This is a genomic window from Paenibacillus sp. JCM 10914, assembly GCF_001315105.1.
Lineage (GTDB): Bacteria > Bacillota > Bacilli > Paenibacillales > Paenibacillaceae > Paenibacillus_AQ.
The window spans coordinates 213,259-234,085 of record NZ_BAZR01000004.1; the positions used below are offsets into that span (position 1 = coordinate 213,259).

The 20,827-nt window shown below is 48.5% G+C and carries 20 protein-coding genes and 3 pseudogenes; 18 read left to right on the plus strand and 5 right to left on the minus strand.

Annotated elements, in window-relative coordinates; genetic code table 11:
* Window positions 1-167 precede the first annotated feature (167 nt).
* From JCM10914_RS31295 to JCM10914_RS08305, 9 genes are all read left to right on the plus strand, one after another.
* A complete protein-coding gene (locus JCM10914_RS31295) occupies window positions 168-374 on the plus strand; it encodes an ATP-binding cassette domain-containing protein (RefSeq protein WP_023959501.1) in 207 nt (68 codons plus the stop codon).
* The gene (locus JCM10914_RS31300; protein ID WP_036717381.1) at window positions 374-1,615 is read left to right on the plus strand and encodes an ATP-binding cassette domain-containing protein; all 1,242 of its coding nucleotides are present in this window, start codon (window positions 374-376) and stop codon (window positions 1,613-1,615) included. The genes JCM10914_RS31295 and JCM10914_RS31300 overlap by 1 nt, the downstream gene beginning before the upstream one ends.
* A gap of 85 nt (window positions 1,616-1,700) precedes the next feature.
* Window positions 1,701-2,762 (plus strand): ABC transporter permease, encoded by a 1,062-nt coding sequence (locus tag JCM10914_RS08275; protein ID WP_023959505.1) that lies wholly within the window; start codon window positions 1,701-1,703, stop codon window positions 2,760-2,762.
* Window positions 2,759-3,670 (plus strand): ABC transporter permease, encoded by a 912-nt coding sequence (locus JCM10914_RS08280; RefSeq protein ID WP_023959507.1) that lies wholly within the window; start codon window positions 2,759-2,761, stop codon window positions 3,668-3,670. Before JCM10914_RS08275 ends, JCM10914_RS08280 begins: the two co-directional genes overlap by 4 nt.
* Before the next feature lie 87 nt (window positions 3,671-3,757).
* Window positions 3,758-4,927 carry a BMP family ABC transporter substrate-binding protein gene (locus JCM10914_RS08285; protein WP_023959509.1) on the plus strand — a complete coding sequence of 390 codons (1,170 nt, stop codon included), beginning with the start codon at window positions 3,758-3,760 and terminating at the stop codon, window positions 4,925-4,927.
* A gap of 16 nt (window positions 4,928-4,943) precedes the next feature.
* Window positions 4,944-5,366: a cupin domain-containing protein gene (locus JCM10914_RS08290; RefSeq protein WP_023959511.1), complete on the plus strand. Its 423-nt coding sequence runs from the start codon at window positions 4,944-4,946 to the stop codon at window positions 5,364-5,366.
* Between the two features lie 7 nt (window positions 5,367-5,373).
* Entirely contained in the window at window positions 5,374-6,081 is a 708-nt protein-coding gene (locus JCM10914_RS08295; RefSeq protein ID WP_023959513.1) for a cysteine hydrolase family protein, read from the plus strand.
* 39 nt (window positions 6,082-6,120) lie between these two features.
* Entirely contained in the window at window positions 6,121-7,110 is a 990-nt protein-coding gene (locus JCM10914_RS08300) for a PucR family transcriptional regulator ligand-binding domain-containing protein (protein WP_023959515.1), read from the plus strand.
* A gap of 2 nt (window positions 7,111-7,112) precedes the next feature.
* The gene (locus JCM10914_RS08305) at window positions 7,113-7,754 is read left to right on the plus strand and encodes a CdaR family transcriptional regulator (RefSeq protein ID WP_023959518.1); all 642 of its coding nucleotides are present in this window, start codon (window positions 7,113-7,115) and stop codon (window positions 7,752-7,754) included.
* Between the two features lie 86 nt (window positions 7,755-7,840).
* Here the strand turns inward: JCM10914_RS08305 and mtnA are convergent.
* Window positions 7,841-8,925, minus strand: a pseudogene (gene mtnA / locus JCM10914_RS08310) (S-methyl-5-thioribose-1-phosphate isomerase).
* On the minus strand, window positions 8,922-10,145 hold the full coding sequence (gene mtnK / locus JCM10914_RS08315) for an S-methyl-5-thioribose kinase (protein ID WP_023959524.1): 1,224 nt from the start codon (window positions 10,143-10,145) through the stop codon (window positions 8,922-8,924). The pseudogene mtnA and the gene mtnK overlap by 4 nt, the downstream one beginning before the upstream one ends.
* 306 nt (window positions 10,146-10,451) lie before the next feature.
* On the opposite strand from mtnK, the gene JCM10914_RS08320 reads away from it, so the two are divergent.
* From JCM10914_RS08320 to sufB, 6 genes and pseudogenes are all read left to right on the plus strand, one after another.
* Complete coding sequence (locus tag JCM10914_RS08320) at window positions 10,452-10,928, plus strand: Dps family protein (protein ID WP_023959526.1); 477 nt, start codon at window positions 10,452-10,454, stop codon at window positions 10,926-10,928.
* Between the two features lie 413 nt (window positions 10,929-11,341).
* Window positions 11,342-12,123: pseudogene (sufC, locus tag JCM10914_RS08325) on the plus strand (Fe-S cluster assembly ATPase SufC).
* 22 nt (window positions 12,124-12,145) lie between these two features.
* On the plus strand, window positions 12,146-13,450 hold the full coding sequence (gene sufD / locus JCM10914_RS08330) for a Fe-S cluster assembly protein SufD (protein ID WP_023959532.1): 1,305 nt from the start codon (window positions 12,146-12,148) through the stop codon (window positions 13,448-13,450).
* The gene (locus JCM10914_RS08335; protein WP_023959534.1) at window positions 13,447-14,667 is read left to right on the plus strand and encodes a cysteine desulfurase; all 1,221 of its coding nucleotides are present in this window, start codon (window positions 13,447-13,449) and stop codon (window positions 14,665-14,667) included. Before sufD ends, JCM10914_RS08335 begins: the two co-directional genes overlap by 4 nt.
* Window positions 14,657-15,076 (plus strand): Fe-S cluster assembly sulfur transfer protein SufU, encoded by a 420-nt coding sequence (gene sufU, locus JCM10914_RS08340; protein WP_023959536.1) that lies wholly within the window; start codon window positions 14,657-14,659, stop codon window positions 15,074-15,076. Before JCM10914_RS08335 ends, sufU begins: the two co-directional genes overlap by 11 nt.
* Before the next feature lie 33 nt (window positions 15,077-15,109).
* Complete coding sequence (sufB, locus tag JCM10914_RS08345) at window positions 15,110-16,507, plus strand: Fe-S cluster assembly protein SufB (RefSeq protein WP_023959538.1); 1,398 nt, start codon at window positions 15,110-15,112, stop codon at window positions 16,505-16,507.
* Between the two features lie 97 nt (window positions 16,508-16,604).
* Here the strand turns inward: sufB and JCM10914_RS29890 are convergent, their stop codons facing one another.
* Window positions 16,605-16,814: a tyrosine-type recombinase/integrase gene (locus tag JCM10914_RS29890; RefSeq protein WP_231638563.1), complete on the minus strand. Its 210-nt coding sequence runs from the start codon at window positions 16,812-16,814 to the stop codon at window positions 16,605-16,607.
* A 1,033-nt stretch (window positions 16,815-17,847) separates the two neighbouring features.
* Window positions 17,848-18,060, minus strand: a complete 213-nt coding sequence (locus tag JCM10914_RS28810) for a hypothetical protein (RefSeq protein ID WP_052019681.1) — start codon at window positions 18,058-18,060, stop codon at window positions 17,848-17,850.
* A gap of 127 nt (window positions 18,061-18,187) precedes the next feature.
* On the opposite strand from JCM10914_RS28810, the pseudogene JCM10914_RS29895 reads away from it, so the two are divergent.
* Window positions 18,188-18,268, plus strand: a pseudogene (locus JCM10914_RS29895) (transposase); the annotation flags it as partial.
* A 296-nt stretch (window positions 18,269-18,564) separates the two neighbouring features.
* Here the strand turns inward: JCM10914_RS29895 and JCM10914_RS08360 are convergent.
* A complete protein-coding gene (locus tag JCM10914_RS08360) occupies window positions 18,565-19,587 on the minus strand; it encodes a hypothetical protein (protein ID WP_023959542.1) in 1,023 nt (340 codons plus the stop codon).
* A gap of 154 nt (window positions 19,588-19,741) precedes the next feature.
* Here JCM10914_RS08360 and JCM10914_RS08365 point away from each other — a divergent pair, with 154 nt between their 5' ends.
* Complete coding sequence (locus JCM10914_RS08365; protein ID WP_036717387.1) at window positions 19,742-20,260, plus strand: hypothetical protein; 519 nt, start codon at window positions 19,742-19,744, stop codon at window positions 20,258-20,260.
* A 184-nt stretch (window positions 20,261-20,444) separates the two neighbouring features.
* A complete protein-coding gene (locus tag JCM10914_RS28815) occupies window positions 20,445-20,564 on the plus strand; it encodes a hypothetical protein (RefSeq protein WP_231638564.1) in 120 nt (39 codons plus the stop codon).
* Window positions 20,565-20,827: the final 263 nt, after the last annotated feature.

Consider the following 20,827-nt stretch of genomic DNA (forward strand, 5'->3'; position numbering starts at 1 on the left):
TGTGTAATTCATGTGTTGGAAATACAAAAAAATAGTCTGATTTATATAAATATTTGCTAAAGAAATAGTCCAATTCATGTATTATACTTAGAAAGTAAATATAAATGATCTAATGTGTAAGATTATCTTACATTGATTCACATTATACAAAAAGGAGGCGGGTCGTAATGAACACAACACAGGAAGAACATCCACCCTATCTCCTGCGAGCGAGCGGTTTAACGAAGCGGTTTGGATCGCTGACAGCGAATGAAGGCATCAACCTTGAGGTTAGGCCAGGACAGATTCATGCCATTCTCGGGGAGAACGGAGCAGGCAAGAGCACATTGATGAAGATGCTGTATGGTGTGTATGAGCCGGATGAAGGCAGGTGATGATGGACGGAGAGCCCGTCATCCTTCACCCGCCGAGTAAAGCGCGAGCCAGAGGGATCGGGATGGTGTTTCAGGATTTTCGATTAATACCGGCAATGACGGTGCTTGATAACATAGCGCTTGCTGTCGAATCGGGGTTTCGTCTTCGGCGTAAACAACTGCGCAAACGAATTTTAGAAGTATCAGAAAAATACGGATTGTCCGTCGATCCGGATACTTATGTATGGCAGCTCGACCTCGGGCAGCGGCAGCGGCTCGAGATCGTGAAGGTGCTCCTCGCACCTAGCACACGGATCATCATATTCGATGAACCGACAAGCGTACTCGTTCCACAGGAGGTCGAGGCGTTCCTTAAGATGCTGGATATGCTCCGCCAAGATCAATACGGCATTCTGCTGATCACGCATAAGATCAACGAAGTGCTGGCATGCGCGAACCAGGTCTCGGTCCTGCGGGCAGGCCGAATCGTCCACAGCGACAATCAGGTCAGCTCAGACGACGGAGGCAAGTTGATTACGGCCATGATGGGCGATAAGCAGCTACAGCCGGTTATTAAATCCGATCTAGCTCGGAGCGGAAACCAAGAGGTTGTCCTGTCGGTAGAGTCAGGGAGGGTGCTTGGCGATCACGGAGAGCCTATTCTTGAGAACCTGCAACTTACGCTTACGAAGGGTGAAATTACCGGAGTCGCCGGTATTTCCGGCAGTGGACAGCATGAGTTGGCTGAGGTGTTGTTCGGTCTACGTAAGCTGGCCGAGGGACAGCTACGCATAGCAGGTGTATCCCTGAACGATATGAAGGTTAAGGATTTCATGAGAGCCGGAGTTACTTTTGTATCGGAGGACCCGATTAAGGAATCGGTTATTCCGGGATTCAGCATTCTGGAACATATGGTGCTGGACGGGTTCACCGCTCCCGAGAAGGGGATGGATATCGACTGGGGCAAGACGAAGGACATGCTGGAGGGAAGCGAGGAAGCCAAGGCGTTGTCGCTTGCGGACGGCAACCGCAGAGTGGATCAATTGTCCGGAGGCAATGTTCAGCGGATGGTGCTCTCCAGAGCGCTTATACGTAGGCCTGAAATACTGATTATCAGTTATCCCAGCCGTGGGCTTGATATCGGTACGACCCGGACGATCCAACAGCAGCTGATTGAGCTAGCCAAGCAAGGCACCGCGTTCTGTTGTTCTCTGAGGATCTGGACGAGCTGTTCAAGCTTTCGGACCGATTGGTTGTGTTAAGCGGGAACAAGCTGCTAGGGCCGTATTCGCCGCATGACACGGATGCAACCCAGATTGGGCATCGCATGCTGAAAGGAGAGTCTGCATGAAACCACAAGCCGGAACGCTCAGCATGGCAGCAGGCGATATGACGGGACGCAGTCGGTTGAAGCCCATCGGGCTAGGCATTGCCATCCTGTTGGCTCCATTCGTACTATTCGGACTTTTTCTATTATTCCATGAGGTTAATCCTCTTGCATTATATGGCTCCATGATCAAATCCACGTTCGGTGATCCTTACGGCTTCGGTGAAGTATTGCTAAAGGCAACTCCGTTCATCCTGACAGGACTCGCTGCTGCATTGCCAGCGAAGGCAGGGCTGGTGAACGTTGGCGGTGAGGGACAGCTGGCCGTTGGCGCGCTGTTCTCCACCTGGTTCGCCGTATTCTATCTTAACACGATGCCGGCTTGGCTCGGCATTCCGTTGATGCTGCTCGCCGGGGCACTGGGCGGCGCTGTATGGGCTGCTCTAACCGCGGTACTGAAGGTGAAGGGTGGTCTAAACGAGACAATTACGAGTTTGCTGCTTAATTACGTAGCTGCATTTACCGTTGGTTTCTTTGTTCATGGGCTGTTGAAAGACCCGGAGTCCTTCAATTGGCCGTTCTCTCCAGAGATCTCCGCCGCCTTGCGACTGCCGATCGTCAACGGTACTCGATTGCATGTAGGTATCGTTATCGCGCTTGTTCTGGCTGCGATTACCTGGTTTGTCCTTGCCAAGACGAGACTCGGCTTCCGGATTCGTGTCATTGGCAGCAATCGGTTTGCTGCAGAGCGAGCCGGATTCAGCATCAACAAGACGTATTTCTGGGTTTTGATCGCTGGCGGTATGCTGGCCGGCATTGCGGGCATGATCGAGATCGCGGGAATCGAGGGTCGCCTTCGGGCATCGACAGGTGTCAATTACGGGTACCTTGGATTTCTGGCGGCAATGATGGCCTGGAATCACCCGCTGCGCATCGTACTGACCGGGTTTGTGCTTGGAATGATCAGCGTGGCTGGGAACACGCTGGAGATTAGCTCCGGCTTGCCGGCTTCATCGGTGCATATCTTAATGGGACTCGTCTTATTCTTCATACTGGGTAGCGGAAGGAGGCTGAAGCGATGATTGCAGATATTCTAACAGGAGCGATTCGATCAGGAACTTCCGTCATGCTGGCTTCACAGGGAGAGTTAATCTCGGAACGGGCCGGCGTCATCAATCTCGGAACCGAAGGATCGATGTTATGCGGTGCGCTTGGCGGATTCGCCTTTACGGTGTGGACAGGCAATCCGTGGATCGGCGTACTGGCCGGCGGCGTCGCCGGCATGCTCATCTCTGCGATTCATGCCTTTCTGGTTCTGACGTGCGGAGCGAATCAATTGGCAACCGGCCTGACAATCATGTTCTTCGGGATGGGGGTGACGTCCTTCCTCGGGCGCGGATTTGTCAGTGAACAGATTGTAGGCTTCAACCCGGTACCGATTCCGGTGCTATCGGACATTCCGTTTATTGGCGGGATTCTGTTCAACCACGACCCGTTAACGTACTTATCCATTCTGCTCGTGCCGTGTCTGTGGTATGTCCTGTTCCGCACACGGCTTGGCATTATTCTAAGAGCGACCGGTGAACGTCAGGAAGTGCTGTTCGCGAGCGGCATCAATCCGAAGGTCGTACGTTACCTGGCGGTCATGGCCGGAGGCTTTCTCGCTGGCGTCGGCGGCGTACAGTTGTCGGTGGCGTTTACGCACAGCTGGATCGAGAATATGACGCAAGGCCGTGGCGTTGTTGCCGTCGCCCTTGTCATCTTCGCCGCATGGAAGCCTGCAAGAGCGATGCTTGGTGCTTATCTGTTCGGCGCGGCTCAGGCGCTGCAATTAACGGTACAGCAGCAGGGACTGCCGATATCTCCGTTCTTCCTGTTCATGGTTCCTTACCTGCTTACACTGGCGGCACTGCTAATCGTAGAGCGAAGGAAGCACAGTCTGATGCCGGAATCGCTTGGTAAGGTGTTTGCCGGAGATGGGGCTCGATAGACAGTCATCATTGCCGTCATATTGCTCGTGCTTCACCGAGTATTGGTATTCTATAACATGCGTTTCGATTAGAAGGGGGACCAGAAGATGAATAACAACAGAAAAGCATTGTCCAAAGGAATTCTATTATGCTTCTTGACCATATCCATGCTCCTTAGTGCCTGCAGTCAGCCGGGAGCAGCGCCTGCGTCTTCGGGCGGCGCGGCAGCAGCTAATGGAACAGAGGTCGTCGTTCCGGGCAAGGATGGATCTGCAATCGGATTTATATTTGTCGGAACCAAGGACGATCATGGCTATAATCAGGCGGCTTATATCGGTAGCGAGGCGGTTGCGGAAGCATACCCGGATATGAAGGTGCTGCGCGCCGAGAACGTACCTGAAACGGCTGAAGCCGAACGGGTGATGGAACAGATGATTAAGGACGGTGCCAAGATTATCTTCCCGACTTCCTATGGTCATTTGGAACCAAGTCTGAATGTGGCCAAGCGTCACCCGGATGTGGCTTTTTTCCATCAGGGTGGTCTCAAGACAGCTGAGAATCTCGGTACTTATTTCGGAACCATCTGGGAGCCGAACTATCTGGCTGGCGTTACGGCCGGCAAAATGTCGGAGAGCGGCAAACTCGGCTTCATCGTATCCGTACCGATTCCGCAGGTATTGCTGAATGTGAATGCGTTCCAACTCGGCGCAAGATCCGTGAACCCGGAAGCTACGACCTCTGTTGTATTCACTGGCAGCTGGTGTGACCCGGGACAACAGGCCAATGCAGCGAACTCTCTGATCGACAGCGGCGTCGACGTTCTTGGACAACATCAGGATTGCACCAAGACCGTGATCGAGACCGCGGAGCGCCGCGGCATGATGTCCGTTGGATATCACACAGATGCATCGTCGCTCGCACCACAAGGCTGGTTGACTGGCTCCATGTGGAACTGGTCGGACCTGTTCGTCGATATGGCGAAGACAGCGATCGAGGGTAACTTCAAAGGCAGCATGTACGATGGCAAGTACCGCGGTATGCTGAAGGATAACGTCGTACAGCTGACCGATTTTGGAGCGAATGTACCGGACGAGGTGCAGCAATATGTCTTGGAACAGAAACAAGCGATGATGGATGGAACCCTGCATCCCTTTGCCGGCCCGATTAAGGACCAGAGCGGAACGATCCAGATTGAAGAAGGTACAACACCGGATGCAGACACGCTCGAAGCAACGGACTATCTCGTTGAAGGCGTGGTTGGTAGCATTCCGAAATGAGGAGAGGGGACAGGTTATGAGTATAGAAGCACATACGAAGGTTCGAACAGCGGAAGAGATGGCATGGTCGCTCATGCCCAGTCATGTATCTCTCTACCACCGAGAGATTCTGTCAGCTCAAGAGGCGGATGGATTGGGCATTCGCATGAACTCGATTCTATGGGAGAAGATCGGTGTCGGTGGCGCCGTTCTTCCTCACAATCACAATGTCGCAGAGATTATTCATATTACCGTAGGCAAGGTTCGTCTCTTGTGTAATGGGGAATGGAAGTCCTATCAAGCAGGCGATACGTTCCATGTGCCGGCAGGTGTTGTGCATTCCGTGGCGAATGATGACGTTCAGCCGACAGAGCAGATCAGTATCTTCGTTCCAGTGGAGAAGCAGGTTCCGACGAACAGGTTCTTCGAAACGACGCTGGTCACCATGGAGAGAGGGTGAGCACCGGATGTCAGAGGTCGTGCATGTGAACGTAGGAGAGGCCAGGCCTTACTCTTTTTCGTTCGAGCTTCACCATACGGCATTGATCATTATCGATATGCAGAATGATTTCTGCTCTCCGGGCGGCTTTGGTGAGCTGCTCGGCAACGATATTGAACCCGCCCGTGCGATTATTCCCGCTGTGTCGAGCATATTGGGTGCAGCACGGGATTCGGGCATGTTGGTACTGCATACAAGAGAAGGGCATCTGCCCGATCTCTCGGATTGCCCGCCTGCCAAACTGGAACGAAGCAAGAAGCAGGGGGCGGGAATTGGTGATCCGGGTCCGATGGGACGCCTCTTGATACGTGGGGAGCCTGGACAAGACATCGTTCCGGAACTATATCCGGCAGAAGGGGAAGTGGTCATTGATAAACCCGGCAAAGGCGCCTTTTATGCTACGGAATTGGAAGCCATCTTGCAGTTAAATGGTATCGAGAGCCTGATCTTGTGTGGCGTAACTACGCATGTATGCGTGCACACCACATTACGAGAAGCGAATGATCGCGGCTACCGCTGTCTCGTCGTGGAAGATGCAACGGCCGCATTTGATGAGCGCGATCATGAGGCTGCTCTTCATATGGTAAGACAGCAGGGGGGCATATTCGGTTGGACGGTTCCATCCGAATCATTACTATCCTCGATAGCTGATAGTTTGAAGAATAACGCAGGGTAAAGAGACTTCGTCTTTTGGACGCGAAAGAGGTGAGCAAGCATGCTGGATAACAACGTACGCGATGCATTTATCGTCAAGGATTTATTTGATGTACCGCATTTTGGAGACGCCGTGCTGCTTGGCGGCGCCAGCGGTCTGGAGGGAACGATCAGCCGCGTCAATGTGATGGAAGTTCCCGACGTGGTGGACTGGGTGAGGCCTGGCGAATTTCTGATGACTACGGGTTATCCGTTCAAGGAGGACCCCGGCCGGTTAACGACATTGATTGCTCAGCTCGCTCAGAAAGGCGTCGTGGCTCTGGGGATCAAAACAAAGCGTTTTCTGGATGAGGTTCCCGAGGCGGCGATTCGTGCTGCGGACCATTATGGCGTTCCGTTGATCGAATTGCCACCGGTTACGACCTTCTCCGATGTAGTCCGGGAAGTGATGGAGCGGGTACTTGTATCCGAGTCCAAAGATTTATCCATATTGCAAGGTCGCGTTCAACGCCTGTCCCATGTGCTGCTGCATGGGGACGGGCTTCCTGCTTTTTTGAATCATCTGCAATTGATGATTCAACATCCTGTCGTCTTGCTTGATCCCGATAATCAATGGATTGCCTCTCCGGCAGCAGAAGAGTGGTGTGCTCAGATTGAACCCCGCCAGTGGAATCAGTTAAGAATCGAGCCTATGGCAGAGACGCAGTTCCTTCAAGCGAACGAGCGGAACGTCCGGATCCATGTGTCGACGGTTTCTGACGATCATGCCCGTTCCTTTTTATTGCTCATACTGGAGGGTACACATGATTATGGACCTGCCGATGCGTTGACTGTGACTTGGGCTGGCCGCCTGCTTGGTTTTGAAATAAGCAATATGCAAGCCCGGAGAACGATCGAGGCGAAATACTTCGATCAGTTCTTGCAGGATTGGATCAGCGGGCGCGTCGTATCATCTGTCGATGTTAGCTGCGGGCGGAAGCCTGTGGATGGCCCTTGCCCAGGGGAGCAGCTTATGTCACGGGCATCGTGTCCTTCAAAAGCGAGGGCTTGAGCATGAAGCAGTTGCAAGCCTATGCCAAGCGTCTGAACTGGGAGAGTGCTTCATTTAAGCAAGCTACCAAATGGACGGTGCTGGAGGGTGAACTGGTTGTGCTGTTGATGTCAATGCCTGAGGGAGAGGAGGCAGTCATATCGGATGACCAGATTCAGCAGTCTTGGGAACTGCTGCAGGCGACGATGGGCACGTACGATCTTCAAGCGCTATGTTTAGGGAGAGAAGCCGTAGGAACGAGTGCGGTACCTAGCAGTTACCGGGATGCGAAGCGGGCTGTCGATGTGAGGAAGGTATGCCATATGCGGAAGGATATCGTTCGTTTCGGCGATCTGGGCATCTACCTGCTGCTGTATCGTCTGCAAGGCACGGATGAGTTGAACGTGTATAAACGGATGTATCTCAAGCCCCTGCTTGAGCTCGATACCCGCCAGAATGGATCATTGTTAAGCACGCTGCGTACTTATTTCCAGTGCAATTGCAATGCGAAAGAGACCGCTGAGAAGATGTTCGTACACTATAATACCGTCAATTATCGTTTGGAACGTATCCGCAGTGAACTTGGACTGCGGCTGGATGATCCGGAGACGAAGCTGCTGCTGCAGTTGGCGATGAAAATGGAAGAGATTCGCGAGTTGAATTAATCGAGGAGGCCTCACAAAAAAAGATGACTCTCAAGACGTAATCATATAATCACGCAGAGAGTCATCTTTTGTCTACTGATGAAAATCTATTGGAACAAAGCTTTCAGATTTTCGTTATATGGAGCTTGTACGACACCCTTCTCGGTAATGATGGCTGTGACGTATTCGCTCGGCGTAATATCAAAAGCAGGGTTGTACACCTTCACGCCTTTCGGTGCGGTGCGCTTGCCGAAGCTCTCGGTAATCTCTTCGGCGGCCCGTTCCTCGATCGGAATATCGGCGCCTGTCGGCGTGTTCAGATCGATCGTGGATAATGGACATGCAACATAGAACGGAATGCCGTGCGCCTTGGCAAGGACGGCAACGCCGTACGTACCGATCTTGTTGGCAACATCGCCGTTGGCTGCTACACGGTCCGTGCCAACGATAACCGCTTGAATCCAGCCTTTGGACATTACCATGGCTGCCATATTATCCGCTAGCAGTGTTACATCGATCCCGGCTTGCTGCAGCTCGAACGCCGTTAAACGTGCGCCTTGTAATACAGGTCTTGTCTCATCGGCGAACACCTTGATCTTCATGCCTTGCTCATGCGCCAGATACATGGGCGCCAGTGCCGTTCCGTACTTGGCCGTTGCCAATCCGCCAGCGTTGCAGTGAGTCAAGACCCCCATCCCGTCTTGGAAAAATGGAAGGGCGTTCTCGCCGATCCGGCGGCATACCTCCTCATCTTCTGCACGAATGGCTTCGGCTTCTGCCAGCAGCGCAGCGTTCAGACCTGCCGTATCCAGCCCGTCCGCGAACAACTTCTCTGCGACCAGCTTCATTCGATCCAGTGCCCAGAACAGATTCACCGCCGTAGGCCTCGAAGTGGCAAGATATGAACAGGTGCCGATTACTTTCTCCAGCCATTCTTCACGGGATGTTCCTTCATCTTGCATTCCGCCCAGCACCGCACCGAAGGCGGCTGCAATGCCAATCGCAGGTGCGCCGCGAACTTTCATGGCATGAATGCGTCCCACACTTCCTCGGGCGTGAACAGCTTGAGGAATACGATCTCTTCCGGAAGGAGACGCTGGTCGAGTAAGACGAGATGGTCCCCTCCCCAAAATACCGAGCTTAGCGGTTCATGGATGTCAAGACTGCCAGCTGTGTTTGTTGTACCGCTCATTGTGATACCTCATTTCTTATGGATGATTCTTTAACTAGTGACAAGATCTCTTCGAAGGATTGAATATGACGGTGATGACGAACCAAATTTTTACCGATGGCGAGCGCCCTGCGCTGTGCGTTTTCTCTGGCGCTGTCACTATCGATCGTGTCGATATCGGCCACATGGGACAAGCCGACGATTCGGCGGATCATTTTGCATCCCGCGAATCCGGCGGCGTCCTTCAGAATTTGGGCTACGTAATGGTCCTGATAGCCAGGGGTGCGAGCCATTTCATCGAGCAGGTCATCATTCCAGAACATTCGGAAATTGCGTTCGAAGTGAGTCCATACATCGGCAGCCATTTGCAGCAGGCGGGACTCTCTTTCGGCCAAAGTCTGCGCGTCCTTGCTCCATCCGGGCTGGGCGGCATAGTTCAGCAGCAGGTTTCCGATGACTGCACCAACATCGAAGCCCATCGGACCGAAAAAGGCGAACTCGGGATCAATGACCTTGGTCGACTCCGGTGTAACGAAAATACTGCCTGTATGAAGATCACCGTGCAGCAATGCTTGTCCGTGGGTTAAAAATTGATGACGAAGCAACGCGACTTCAAAGTGAAGCGCAGCATCGGAACGAAGCGCCTCTGCTTCATCTTCGATGTTATCCGGGTAATTGTTGTTCGCCGATTGACGGTACGGATCCTCGAAGATCAGATCCTCCGTGATTTTGCATAGGTCCGGGTTTACAAATCGTCCGGCGAGGACTTTTTTCTCCTGTTGGTTCATGCCCAGATCCGATGTATAAAATAATGTTCTCGCCATAAACTCACCGATATGTGCAGCAAATTCAGGGTAGGCATTTCCTTCGATTAGACCTTTGCGCATAATGGTGTACTCACTCAGATCTTCCATCACGGTATAGGCGAGCTCGTCGGAATAGCTGTATACCTTCGGTACCAGATTCGGGCAGAGGGAATGCTGCGTTTCCAGGGCGACACGCTCAATGCGGGCGCGGTCCAGCGACAATGGCCACGATTCCCCGACGACTTTTGCATAAGGAACGGCCTGCTTGATAATGATACTATCAGCCGTATTCGTGGCGGTAACATGAAATACTAAATTCAGATTGCCGTCACCGATTTCACGGCATTGTAATTCAGCATGGTCCGGGAAACGGCCAGGCAGGCTTTTTGCTAATTGTATCGCTTCTTCCGCGGTTAACGGATGATATGCAGACATGGATGGTCACCCCCAAATATAATAGAAGAAAAACAAAAGCCAACGTATTTGCTTGGTATTACTTAGTATAACGTTTTTTCGCGGGATTTGTATAATTTTTTGACAGGCGCAGATGTTGCTTAATTTGATTCGCTCCTAGGCTTACAGGGTAAACTACAAATAGACGCCCAAAACGCAGGTATGCTCCATATTATAATGAAGGAACAGCATAAGCTGATATTCCCTGTAGTATGGAAACCCGATCTGCAGCGTTATGATTAGACGCAGTGCAGGGTGCATTTCACATAGAAAAGGAAGGGATTAACCATGGCAAAAACTACATCAGGTAAAGCAGCAGGCAAAACCAAAAACTCCAGTCTCGAGCAGTTGTTGAACCAACAGGTTGCGAACTTCAACGTTCTTTACGTTAAATTGCATAATTATCATTGGTATGTAACGGGAGAGCAGTTCTACTCCTTGCATGTTAAATTCGAGGAACTCTACGATGAGGTTACTCTGAAAATGGATGAGGTTGCGGAGCGTTTGCTGTCCATTAAAGGTAAGCCTGCAGCAACCATGAAGGAATATCTGGAACTGGCGACTGTACAGGAAGCTTCCGGCAACGAAGATACGCGCAGCATGGTACAAGCTCTGATCGAGGACTTTGCCACGGTATCTGAAGAACTGGCGGAAGGCATCGAGATGGCAGAGGAAGCAGGAGATGCGCCAACAGCCGATATGTTCACAGGTTTCAAAGCAGACCTTGAAAAACATATGTGGATGCTCCGCGCGTATCTTGGATAATTCATAATGTAAATGTACCATCATGACTGTATCCGTGATCATCCGATGTTGAACGAACACCGTCTGGCAATGCGTGGAATGCCGCCGTTGCGAAGATGCCGTGACTGACAACTCAGACCATCGGCTGAAATTCACGAACAGTGCTAACCATTACAGGCTTGGCCGTATTCGCGGTCAGGCTTGTTTTTTTTCGTTGCGATCCTTGTCACAATGTTGTCTACTGAAAGCCTGTCCGGTTGAAAAACGACATCTTTTATTATAAAATGGCTTGAGAATCATTGATAATCAGTTTAGAATGATTATAAATAAAGAATTACTTTGTTTTAAAGCTTCTTCTTATGAAATCAGGGCGAGCAATCCTGTTATCATATAGCCTAATCATCACACTACCTATTCAACGGAGGGAATCTAATATGTCAACAAAGTTTGTCATTGAGGGATTGAAAGCAACAATCGAAGGCAAGGAGATTCTGAAAGGAATCAACCTTGAAATGAACGGCGGAGAAATTCATGCATCATGGGACCGAACGGTACTGGTAAGAGTACGCTGGCGTCTGCTCTGATGGGACATCCTAAATATGAAGTAACGGACGGCAAGGTTTGGTTGAACGGTGAAGATGTGCTGGAGATGGAAGTGGATGAGCGTGCGCTTGCAGGCCTGTTCCTCGCAATGCAATATCCGAGCGAAATCGCCGGTGTATCGAACTCCGACTTCTTGCGTAGTGCAATCAATGCACGCCGCGGCGAAGGCAATGAAATTTCGTTGATCAAGTTCATTCGCCAGATGGAGAGCAAGATGAAAGAGCTTGAGATGAACCCTGAGTTCGCTCACCGTTATCTGAACGAAGGCTTCTCCGGTGGTGAGAAGAAGCGTAATGAGATTTTGCAGATGTTGATGCTGGATCCGAAGATTGTCGTACTGGATGAAATCGACTCCGGTCTTGACATCGATGCTTTGAGAATTGTGGCGAACGGCGTAAATGCCATGAAATCGGAAGATCGCGGTTTCTTGATCATTACCCATTATCAACGTTTGCTTAACTATATTACCCCTGACTATGTGCACGTTATGATGCAAGGACGCATCGTGAAATCCGGCGGTCCTGAACTGGCTGAGCGTCTGGAAGCAGAAGGTTACGATTGGATTAAGGAAGAGCTGGGCATTACGGATGAAACTGTAGGTCAAGACGCGTAAATAGACGGGAGGAGGAAACGATATGACTACACAAACCATTCTTCCGGTCAACGCTGAGGCTTTGAAGGCTTTGTCCGTAAGTAAACAAGAACCGGCATGGCTGACAGACAGCCGCCTTTCTTCACTCGAGTTGGCTGGCAAGCTGGAGCTGCCAAAGCTGGAGAAGCAACGCATCGAGCGCTGGAACATTCAGAGTTACGGTGAATATAAAGAGAGCAAGAAGCTGGCAGGACTTGATGAATTGCCCGAAGAGGTAGCGAAGCTTGTTGAGGGTTCGAGAGAAGGCGGGCTCGTAATCCAGCAGAATTCGGGTAATGTATATGTAAGCCTCGCTCCTGAACTGGCTGCCAAAGGCGTGATCTTCACCGATCTCGAAACAGCTGCTAGGGAGCATGCGGATTTGGTTAAGCCTTATCTGCATCAAGCGATTAAGCCGGATGAACATTCGATGGCTGCTCTGCATGCGGCTGTATGGAACGGCGGCGTATTCCTCTATGTACCTAAAAACGTAGAAGTGGATATTCCCATGCAATCGGTGCTGCTGGTTGACGATGCTGAAGCTACGTTTGCTCCGCACATCCTCGTGGTTGCTGAAGCGAATAGTGCGGTCACTTATGTCGATAACTATGTGACAGGCTCGCTGTCAGCGCCAGTGACTCATAACGGTGCGATCGAGGTATTCGCGAAGAACGGTGCGAAAGTACGTTATGCTTCTGTGCATCAGTTGACAGGAGAAGTAACGGATGTCACATATCGCCGCGCTGTACTTGAGAACGATGCTACGATCGAATGGATCGTGGGCGAGATGAACGACGGGGATACGGCGAGCGACACGATGACGATTCTGAAAGGCAGCGGCTCAACCTCGGATGCCAAGATTATCGCAGTTGGATCAGGATCGCAGAAGATTAACTATACAACGCAGGCGAAGCATTTCGGCAAGAGCTCCGCATCCCAGATGATCACGCGTGCTGTAATGCGTGAAGAAGCTCAGGCAATCATCAACGGGATCACCAAGATCGAGAAGGGCGCAACGAAGGCAGACGGTCAACAAACCGAGCGCGTTCTGATGTTAAGCCCGAAAGCTCGCGGCGACGCGAATCCGATTCTGTTGATCGATGAGGATGATGTAACGGCAGGTCACGCAGCATCCGTGGGTCAAGTGAATCAGGAGCAAATCTACTATCTGATGTCCCGTGGTATCTCGCGTACCGTTGCCGAATCGTTGATCATTTACGGTTTCCTGGCACCGGTTGTCAGCGAAATCCCGCTGGAGGGTCTGCGTGATCAGCTTCAGGGACTCGTTGAAAGGAAGCTGGGACAATGATTGCTTCCGTCCGTGAGCAATTTCCGATCCTTCATCAGGAGATCAACGGACATCCGCTTGTATATCTCGACAATGCCGCGACGTCCCAGAAACCCCAGGCGGTCATAGATGCTGTCAAGCACTATTACGAATGGGAGAACTCCAATGTGCATCGTGGAGTGCATACGCTGGGAAGCCGCGCGACGGATGCCTATGAGGGAGCCCGGGAGAAGGTCGCCCGTTTCATTAATGCCGAGAGTTCTGAGCAAATTATTTTCACCCGCGGTACGACGACGGCTCTGAATTTGGTGGCTTCGTCCTACGCGCGTTCTGTCTGTGGTCCTGGCGACGAGATCGTCTTGACGGAGATGGAACATCACAGCAATCTCATTCCGTGGCAGCAGGTAGCACTGGCTGTAGGTGCCACGCTCAAATATATACCGCTGCAACCCGACGGTTCGATCAGCGTCCAGGACGTAGAGAACATCGTTACGGAACGAACGAGGGTTGTGGCTATCGCTTACGTTTCCAACGTTATGGGCGTTGTGCATCCCGTGAAACAGATCGCGGAGATTGCTCATCGTCACGGTGCCGTCATTGTGGTTGACGGTGCGCAAAGCACGCCGCACATGAAAGTGGATGTTCAGGATCTGGATTGCGATTTCTACGCGTTGTCCGGTCACAAGATGTGTGCTCCAACAGGCATCGGCGCATTATACGGCAAGAAGGCGCTGCTGGAATCAATGGAGCCGATCGAGTTCGGCGGTGAGATGATTAACGACGTTGGATTGTACGAATCGAATTGGAAAGAGCTGCCTTGGAAGTTTGAGGGTGGCACACCGATCATCGCGGGAGCTGTTGGACTTGGTGCAGCGATCGATTTCTTGCAGGATATTGGTATGGATGCGATTGAGCAGCATGAGTCGCAGCTTGCAGCCTACGCCATGAACCGCATGTCCGAGATTGACGGCATGACCATCTATGGCCCGCGCGAGCGTAAGGTGGGTCTGGTAACCTTTAATCTGGGCGATGTTCACCCGCATGATGTAGCGACCGTACTCGATGCACAAGGGATCGCGATTCGTGCAGGCCATCATTGTTGTCAACCGCTGATGCGTTGGTTAAAAGTTTCGTCCACGGCACGTGCAAGCTTTTATCTGTATAATACAGAAGAGGACGTTGATCGGTTAGTTAGCGCCTTAATCCAGACAAAGGAGTATTTTGGCGATGCAACTTGACGATTTGTATAGACGTGTCATCATGGATCATTATAAGAATCCTCGCAACCGCGGAAAGTTCGAAGACGATAGTGTAACCATCGACTTGAACAATCCAACTTGCGGAGACCGCATTTCCTTGCAACTGAAAGTAGAGAACGACGTCGTAACCGACGCTAAATATACAGGTGAAGGCTGCTCGATCAGTATGTCGTCCGCTTCGATGATGACCGATGCCGTGAAGGGCAGGTCGCTGAATGAAGCGATAAGCCTCGCCGACCGGTTCTCTTCCCTCATGAAAGGCGAGGACGTAGAATTTGAAGAGTACGAGGATATTGAAGCCCTATCCGGTGTCAACAAGTTTCCTGCCCGCATCAAGTGTGCAACACTTGCGTGGAACGCACTCCGAAAAGGAATAGACGCGAAGTAAGCGAATGATAATTTCGATAGGGAGGTAATTGAAATGGCTAAAAAAGCACCAGAAATGGAAGAGTATAAATATGGTTTCCGCGACGAACATAAGTCCATTTTCCAAACCGGTAAGGGTCTGACACGTGAAGTGGTGACCGAAATCTCCAAGATTAAGAATGAACCTGAATGGATGCTCGAATTCCGTCTGAAATCACTTGAGCAGTTCGAGAAAATGCCAATGCCACGTTGGGGCGGCGATCTCGATGAGCTGGATTTCAACGATATTCAGTATTACGTAAGACCTTCGGAAAGACAAGGGAAGACGTGGGAAGAAGTACCGACTGAAATCAAGGAAACTTTCGATAAACTCGGTATTCCGGAAGCGGAACAGAAGTTCCTTGCGGGCGTATCCGCGCAGTATGAATCCGAGGTCGTATATCACAATATGCAGAAGGAACTGGAAGATCAAGGCGTTATCTTCATGGATACCGATACGGCGCTTCGAGAGCATCCGGAAATTCTGAAGGAATACTTTGCTACCGTTGTTCCTCCTACGGACAATAAATTTGCAGCACTGAACAGTGCGGTATGGTCAGGCGGAAGCTTTATCTATGTTCCGAAAGGCGTGAAATGCGAAGTTCCACTGCAAGCGTACTTCCGGATCAACTCCGAGAACATGGGTCAATTCGAGCGTACGTTGATCATTGCGGACGAAGACAGCTTTGTGCATTACGTAGAAGGTTGTACGGCTCCAATCTACAGCACCAACTCGCTTCATAGTGCCGTGGTTGAGATCATCTGTAAGAAGAACGCCCGTGTGCGTTATACAACGATTCAGAACTGGGCGCCGAACATCTACAACCTGGTAACCAAGCGTGCGGTGGCTGAAGAGAACGCAACCATGGAATGGGTCGATGGCAACATCGGTTCCAAGCTGACCATGAAATATCCAGCCGTTATCCTCAAAGGTCGCGGAGCAAGAGGGATGGTCTTGTCCATCGCCGTTGCAGGCAAAGGCCAGCATCAGGATGCCGGAGCCAAAATGATTCACTTGGCGCCAGATACTACATCAACGATCGTATCCAAATCGATCAGTAAGCATGGCGGTAAGGTAACGTATCGTGGTCTTGCTTCCTTCGGTAAAAATGCTGAAGGCGCGAAATCCAACATTAAGTGTGACACGCTTATCCTGGATAACGAGTCCACATCCGATACGATTCCTTACAATGAGATCAAGAACGATAACATCGTGCTGGAGCATGAAGCTACCGTATCCAAGGTTTCCGAGGATCAATTGTTCTACCTCATGAGCCGTGGCCTCAGCGAAGCAGAAGCGACGCAAATGATCGTTATGGGCTTCATCGAACCGTTCACGAAGGAACTCCCAATGGAATATGCCGTTGAGATGAACCGTCTGATCAAGTTCGAGATGGAAGGTAGTATCGGTTAACCCTTATTTATCAAGGGTTCGAGACTATGATTTGTGGGTTTGCCCGTTTTTTGTCCGGTTAGTTTACGTATTGCTCATACAGAGCTAGTGCGTGATCTTAAATTTTATCAGTAACATGTAAATACGTGTCCGCTGTGACTTTCACGCTTGCGTGCCCTAGTCGCTCGGACACGTATTTTTTATTTGCCCCAGCTTCCAGTAAATGAACGGCATGAGAATGCCTTAAAGCATGGGGAGAGAGTATCGGCAACTTGGACCGTTTACAGACTTCTTTAAATATTCGCGGACCACATTTGTTCTTAACCATCTGTCATCATGCTGATGAAAGACGATGTTATCCTTTGTAGTTTTGTAATTGGAGTACATAAGTACAACTTCTTTTTGGTTTGTTCGGTGCCTTTTGAGTAATTTCACGGTAACTTCATCCATTTTTATGACGCGTCCACTAGTCTTAGATTTAGGAGTTGAAATATAGGGGTGGAATTCAATGGGTATACCAACGTCTTACTGACAAACAACTTCGCTTCATCTAAATTCAAATCTTCCCATGTGAGGGCCAGAGCTTCGTCGATTCGGGCTAGGCCACGCAATTCGGCTTGAACTATACCGCGCAGGTATGAAGTGGATTGAGTCTCGCCAACTCAGGTCAAAAAGTTTGCAACCGGCAAGGGGACAACCAAGAAAGAAAACATGATTCTACCGATTATGAGACATTGGAAGTTTGAACATGAATCTAACAACGTGTGAGATGCGTTTGTACTGGCTCAGGTGGCGCGTTCGGTACATACCGGGGCAAAACTCTGTGACTGAATACCAGAAAGACGTCATAGAAGCTATTAAAGCACCTGTAGAAAAGAAGAAAAAGAAAGCATAGGGGAAAACAAGTGATTATTCCGTACCCCGTCACACCCTATAAATCAAACTGGTGTTCTGGTGAATGCAAATTATGGAGGTGAATATACATGAAAACTATTAACGTATTGACACATGAAGCACATTATTAGAACGCAGTGGCTAAAGGTTGGTGGGACGAGGATCGGAGCTTCGGGGAAATCATCGCTCTGCTCCACTCGGAAGCATCGGAGGCGCTAGAGGATTATCGGAATGGTCGGGCTATTACCGAGGTCTGGTATGAAAATAAAGAATTGAAAACAAGACTGCATTATCCTCTTACCCCAAATTGCAAACCATGCGGCATCCCGTCAGAGTTGGCTGACATCGTAATCCGTGTCTTTGATGCATGCGAACGATGCGGCATTGACTTGAGCAAGCAATCACAGAAAAGATGGCATACAACGCAACACGTCCTCAGCGTCACGGTGGTAGGTCCTATAAACCGTTTAGAAGAAAACGGTTAAGCCCATCAAGACCAATATAAAGGCAAGAATTCCGCCTATAATAGCCCGAAATCGGATTTTAGATAAATCATAGTCGCTCTGCTCTTTGTTTGAAGGTATTCTGTTGGCCCATCGTATCCAATCATTATCAGGATTTTTATAAATAAAGAAGGCAAGCGTCATTAAACCAATTCCACCTATTATCATCAAAAACATAAGATCAACCCCTTACTGATAAATACGCAATTATGAATTATAAGTTCCAGCGAATGTAAAGGAGAGATAACGGATGGAAGATTTTGTATTTATACGAAATATTTTACCCTGATTATTTTGAGGATTTCTCTCCAATAATGTAACAAAACAAGCAGTTAAAGATGCATGCGACGCCTATAATAAGTTTTTCAAGGGGCTGGCTGATAAATGAATTTGCTGAATTTGTATTTGATATACTGAATTTGGATAAACATGGTTTTAGGAGCCAAGAACAGGACATGGCCATGATTCATTTTCTTGAAATTGAAACTGTTGAATATGATGGGCACACCGAAATTTTGGAGGAAACTGTAAATATAAAGTAAGTCTCGTTAACAATACTTACCACCCATCACTAACTATACCAAAAAGTATAATCAGTTGAGAGGTGGTTATTTGTGTTTATTAATGAAACAACAAGAGGAGGTCCGAAAATAGGATCTCCTCTTGTTCATCAAAAAAATATTAAGGGAACAGCTCAAGTGGACCACTTGCATAATACGGGAAGGTTGTTAATGCATCTCTACCATCCTCGTCTGTATAAACAAGTGCTCTGACTGGGTCTCTAAGAACCGTATTGCCTTCAGAAACTGCTAGAGTCTCAATTTGATCGTATAAGTCGCCCCAGGCATAATTCTTCTTATAAACAATCTCGGTTTGAAGGCTGTTGTTTTTGTAACCTCTTGTTACGTGAGTTTCATCAGATTGGACATTGTTCGAATGAGCCTTTAACTGCCAGACTGTTCCGTTTTTAACCCAAACATATTTCATCTTTGATGCTGTTGATAGTAGTAAGTCGTAGGTCTGAAAACTAGTATACCCTTGTATACTTGGCCAGAAGTAATCATAAAAGGTCCAATTCGCATACTTCACTCTGCCAACTGCTCTTTGAAGCAAGAAGTCAAAAACCTTAGTTCTTGCCTTAGAGAACTCAAAAGGTGCTTTAATTAGCTTTACTGAGTTGTGATGTTTTACTAATGGACCTCCTCCACCTTCTCTTGGAACTGCGTAATTAATCCATATTGTATAACTTCTACCGTTTACAGTAATAGTCTTCTCTCCATAAGTAAGCATATCGACATTAGGATATGGACCCCAAGTTGGTGGTCCAGCCAATGGGGTAATACCTCCCTCTAGATCTTCTGTATAAGAAGATTCATTCATTTTAGTGCGTTCTTCTTCTGTTATCGGACGAACACCTTCCTCTATTAGTTGATTTTCTAAATCTTTCTCTTTCTGGCTAAGTTCCTCCGTAGATGAAGAGGATGAACTATGTACTGAATTATTGCGCGTCAGGATTTCTTTTTCTAGTCTTACGGCAACAAGTTCATCAATTAGTGATTCTACTATTAATTGATGTTCTTTGTTGAATTCAGGGGCTTCTTGATTAACGCTGGTAGGTATTGCTTCAGCAGAGGCAATGCCTGAAAAACAAGAGAAGGCAGTTGTTAACGCGAGAAGAATTGGAATTAATTTCTTTTTATTCAAAATAACACCTCTTTATGTTTGATAACATTAATATATCAGTAATATATTGGTATTACAAGAATAATATTATATATTTGAAAAAAATATCTAAATATTATATCATATAGATAAACTGATTTATCTGGCTAAAATTACTGGAGGTGCATTTGCAATCATGAGTAAGAAAAGATCAAAGTTAATAATTGTTGTAGTCCTTATTGGGATGGTAATTTTATATTTATCTGTTCAATTCTATAAAAGCTACATACCATCAGGGATATTGTGGAACAATGGAATATCAAGCAGTGACGTGATGTTAGTATCAAAAGAGAATAGCCAATTTCATCATTATTTATATGAAAAAAATAATGAACTAAAAGGTGTTATTACACTTCAGAAAAAAGGTTCATTCTGGTCGTTATACTATCATGGGACTGGATTTTATCTACAAGAAGAGTCTCCTGATGTAGAACTTGTTAAAACTTTCTATGGATCATATAAAGATAACAGTCCTACTCATATTCCTGTTTGGGGCGGTCTCGTTAATATAGGTGATGAAAATTCGTTTAGCATACGTTCAAAGAATAAAGTTCACTCACCAAATCTGGCTGCTGAAGTAGATGGGAAGATATATTTTTTCTTTAGTTCACCGGAAATCACAGGTGAAGACACAATTGAAGTGACTAAACCGTGAGGAGATAGAGCCTCAGAGGTACTATTTATATAAACACCTAGGATCAATAATAGTTTGATATTTATTTTTCTGTTTTTTTGTAGCACGCCTGCCACCTAGTAGATATACGGGGGTAAAAAGGGATATCTAGATAACTATAGGAGGGGCGCAAAGATAAGCCGGTCCTTGACAGCAGGAAATTGAATTGATCGAACAGGCATTGGACGAGTCTTTTTATGAGCATCGCAAAATTAAACTACGTCTGTTTGATGAGTACGAGGATCAGGAACTGACCGGGACAGTCGTAGTCGTACACACCTATTGACGCGAGATCAAACTGTCCACTGGCGCAGACATCAAGATCAATGACATTATTACAGCTAACTGAACACAAAAGCCCACCGGAGTTGATCCCCTGGCAGGCTTTTTAGATCGGAAATTATTATTCCGTTACTTCTAAATGAATTTTCGAGTTGTGCCTTATATTTCGCATAATCTTCGAGACATGTCATCCAATTTGTTAATATGAAAAACTAGTCATAATTCAGAGTAGATGTCCCGAAGTTTTGATGTCTTCACTGTTGTCCG

Coding starts and splice junctions, on each gene's coding strand:
- JCM10914_RS31295 (WP_023959501.1), top strand. CDS start 168: ATGAACACAACACAGGAAGAACATCCACCCTATCTCCTGCGAGCGAGC.
- JCM10914_RS31300 (WP_036717381.1), top strand. CDS start 374: ATGATGGACGGAGAGCCCGTCATCCTTCACCCGCCGAGTAAAGCGCGA.
- JCM10914_RS08275 (WP_023959505.1), top strand. CDS start 1,701: ATGAAACCACAAGCCGGAACGCTCAGCATGGCAGCAGGCGATATGACG.
- JCM10914_RS08280 (WP_023959507.1), top strand. CDS start 2,759: ATGATTGCAGATATTCTAACAGGAGCGATTCGATCAGGAACTTCCGTC.
- JCM10914_RS08285 (WP_023959509.1), top strand. CDS start 3,758: ATGAATAACAACAGAAAAGCATTGTCCAAAGGAATTCTATTATGCTTC.
- JCM10914_RS08290 (WP_023959511.1), top strand. CDS start 4,944: ATGAGTATAGAAGCACATACGAAGGTTCGAACAGCGGAAGAGATGGCA.
- JCM10914_RS08295 (WP_023959513.1), top strand. CDS start 5,374: ATGTCAGAGGTCGTGCATGTGAACGTAGGAGAGGCCAGGCCTTACTCT.
- JCM10914_RS08300 (WP_023959515.1), top strand. CDS start 6,121: ATGCTGGATAACAACGTACGCGATGCATTTATCGTCAAGGATTTATTT.
- JCM10914_RS08305 (WP_023959518.1), top strand. CDS start 7,113: ATGAAGCAGTTGCAAGCCTATGCCAAGCGTCTGAACTGGGAGAGTGCT.
- mtnK (WP_023959524.1), bottom strand. CDS start 10,145: ATGTCTGCATATCATCCGTTAACCGCGGAAGAAGCGATACAATTAGCA.
- JCM10914_RS08320 (WP_023959526.1), top strand. CDS start 10,452: ATGGCAAAAACTACATCAGGTAAAGCAGCAGGCAAAACCAAAAACTCC.
- sufD (WP_023959532.1), top strand. CDS start 12,146: ATGACTACACAAACCATTCTTCCGGTCAACGCTGAGGCTTTGAAGGCT.
- JCM10914_RS08335 (WP_023959534.1), top strand. CDS start 13,447: ATGATTGCTTCCGTCCGTGAGCAATTTCCGATCCTTCATCAGGAGATC.
- sufU (WP_023959536.1), top strand. CDS start 14,657: ATGCAACTTGACGATTTGTATAGACGTGTCATCATGGATCATTATAAG.
- sufB (WP_023959538.1), top strand. CDS start 15,110: ATGGCTAAAAAAGCACCAGAAATGGAAGAGTATAAATATGGTTTCCGC.
- JCM10914_RS29890 (WP_231638563.1), bottom strand. CDS start 16,814: ATGGTTAAGAACAAATGTGGTCCGCGAATATTTAAAGAAGTCTGTAAA.
- JCM10914_RS28810 (WP_052019681.1), bottom strand. CDS start 18,060: ATGTTTTTGATGATAATAGGTGGAATTGGTTTAATGACGCTTGCCTTC.
- JCM10914_RS08365 (WP_036717387.1), top strand. CDS start 19,742: ATGAGTAAGAAAAGATCAAAGTTAATAATTGTTGTAGTCCTTATTGGG.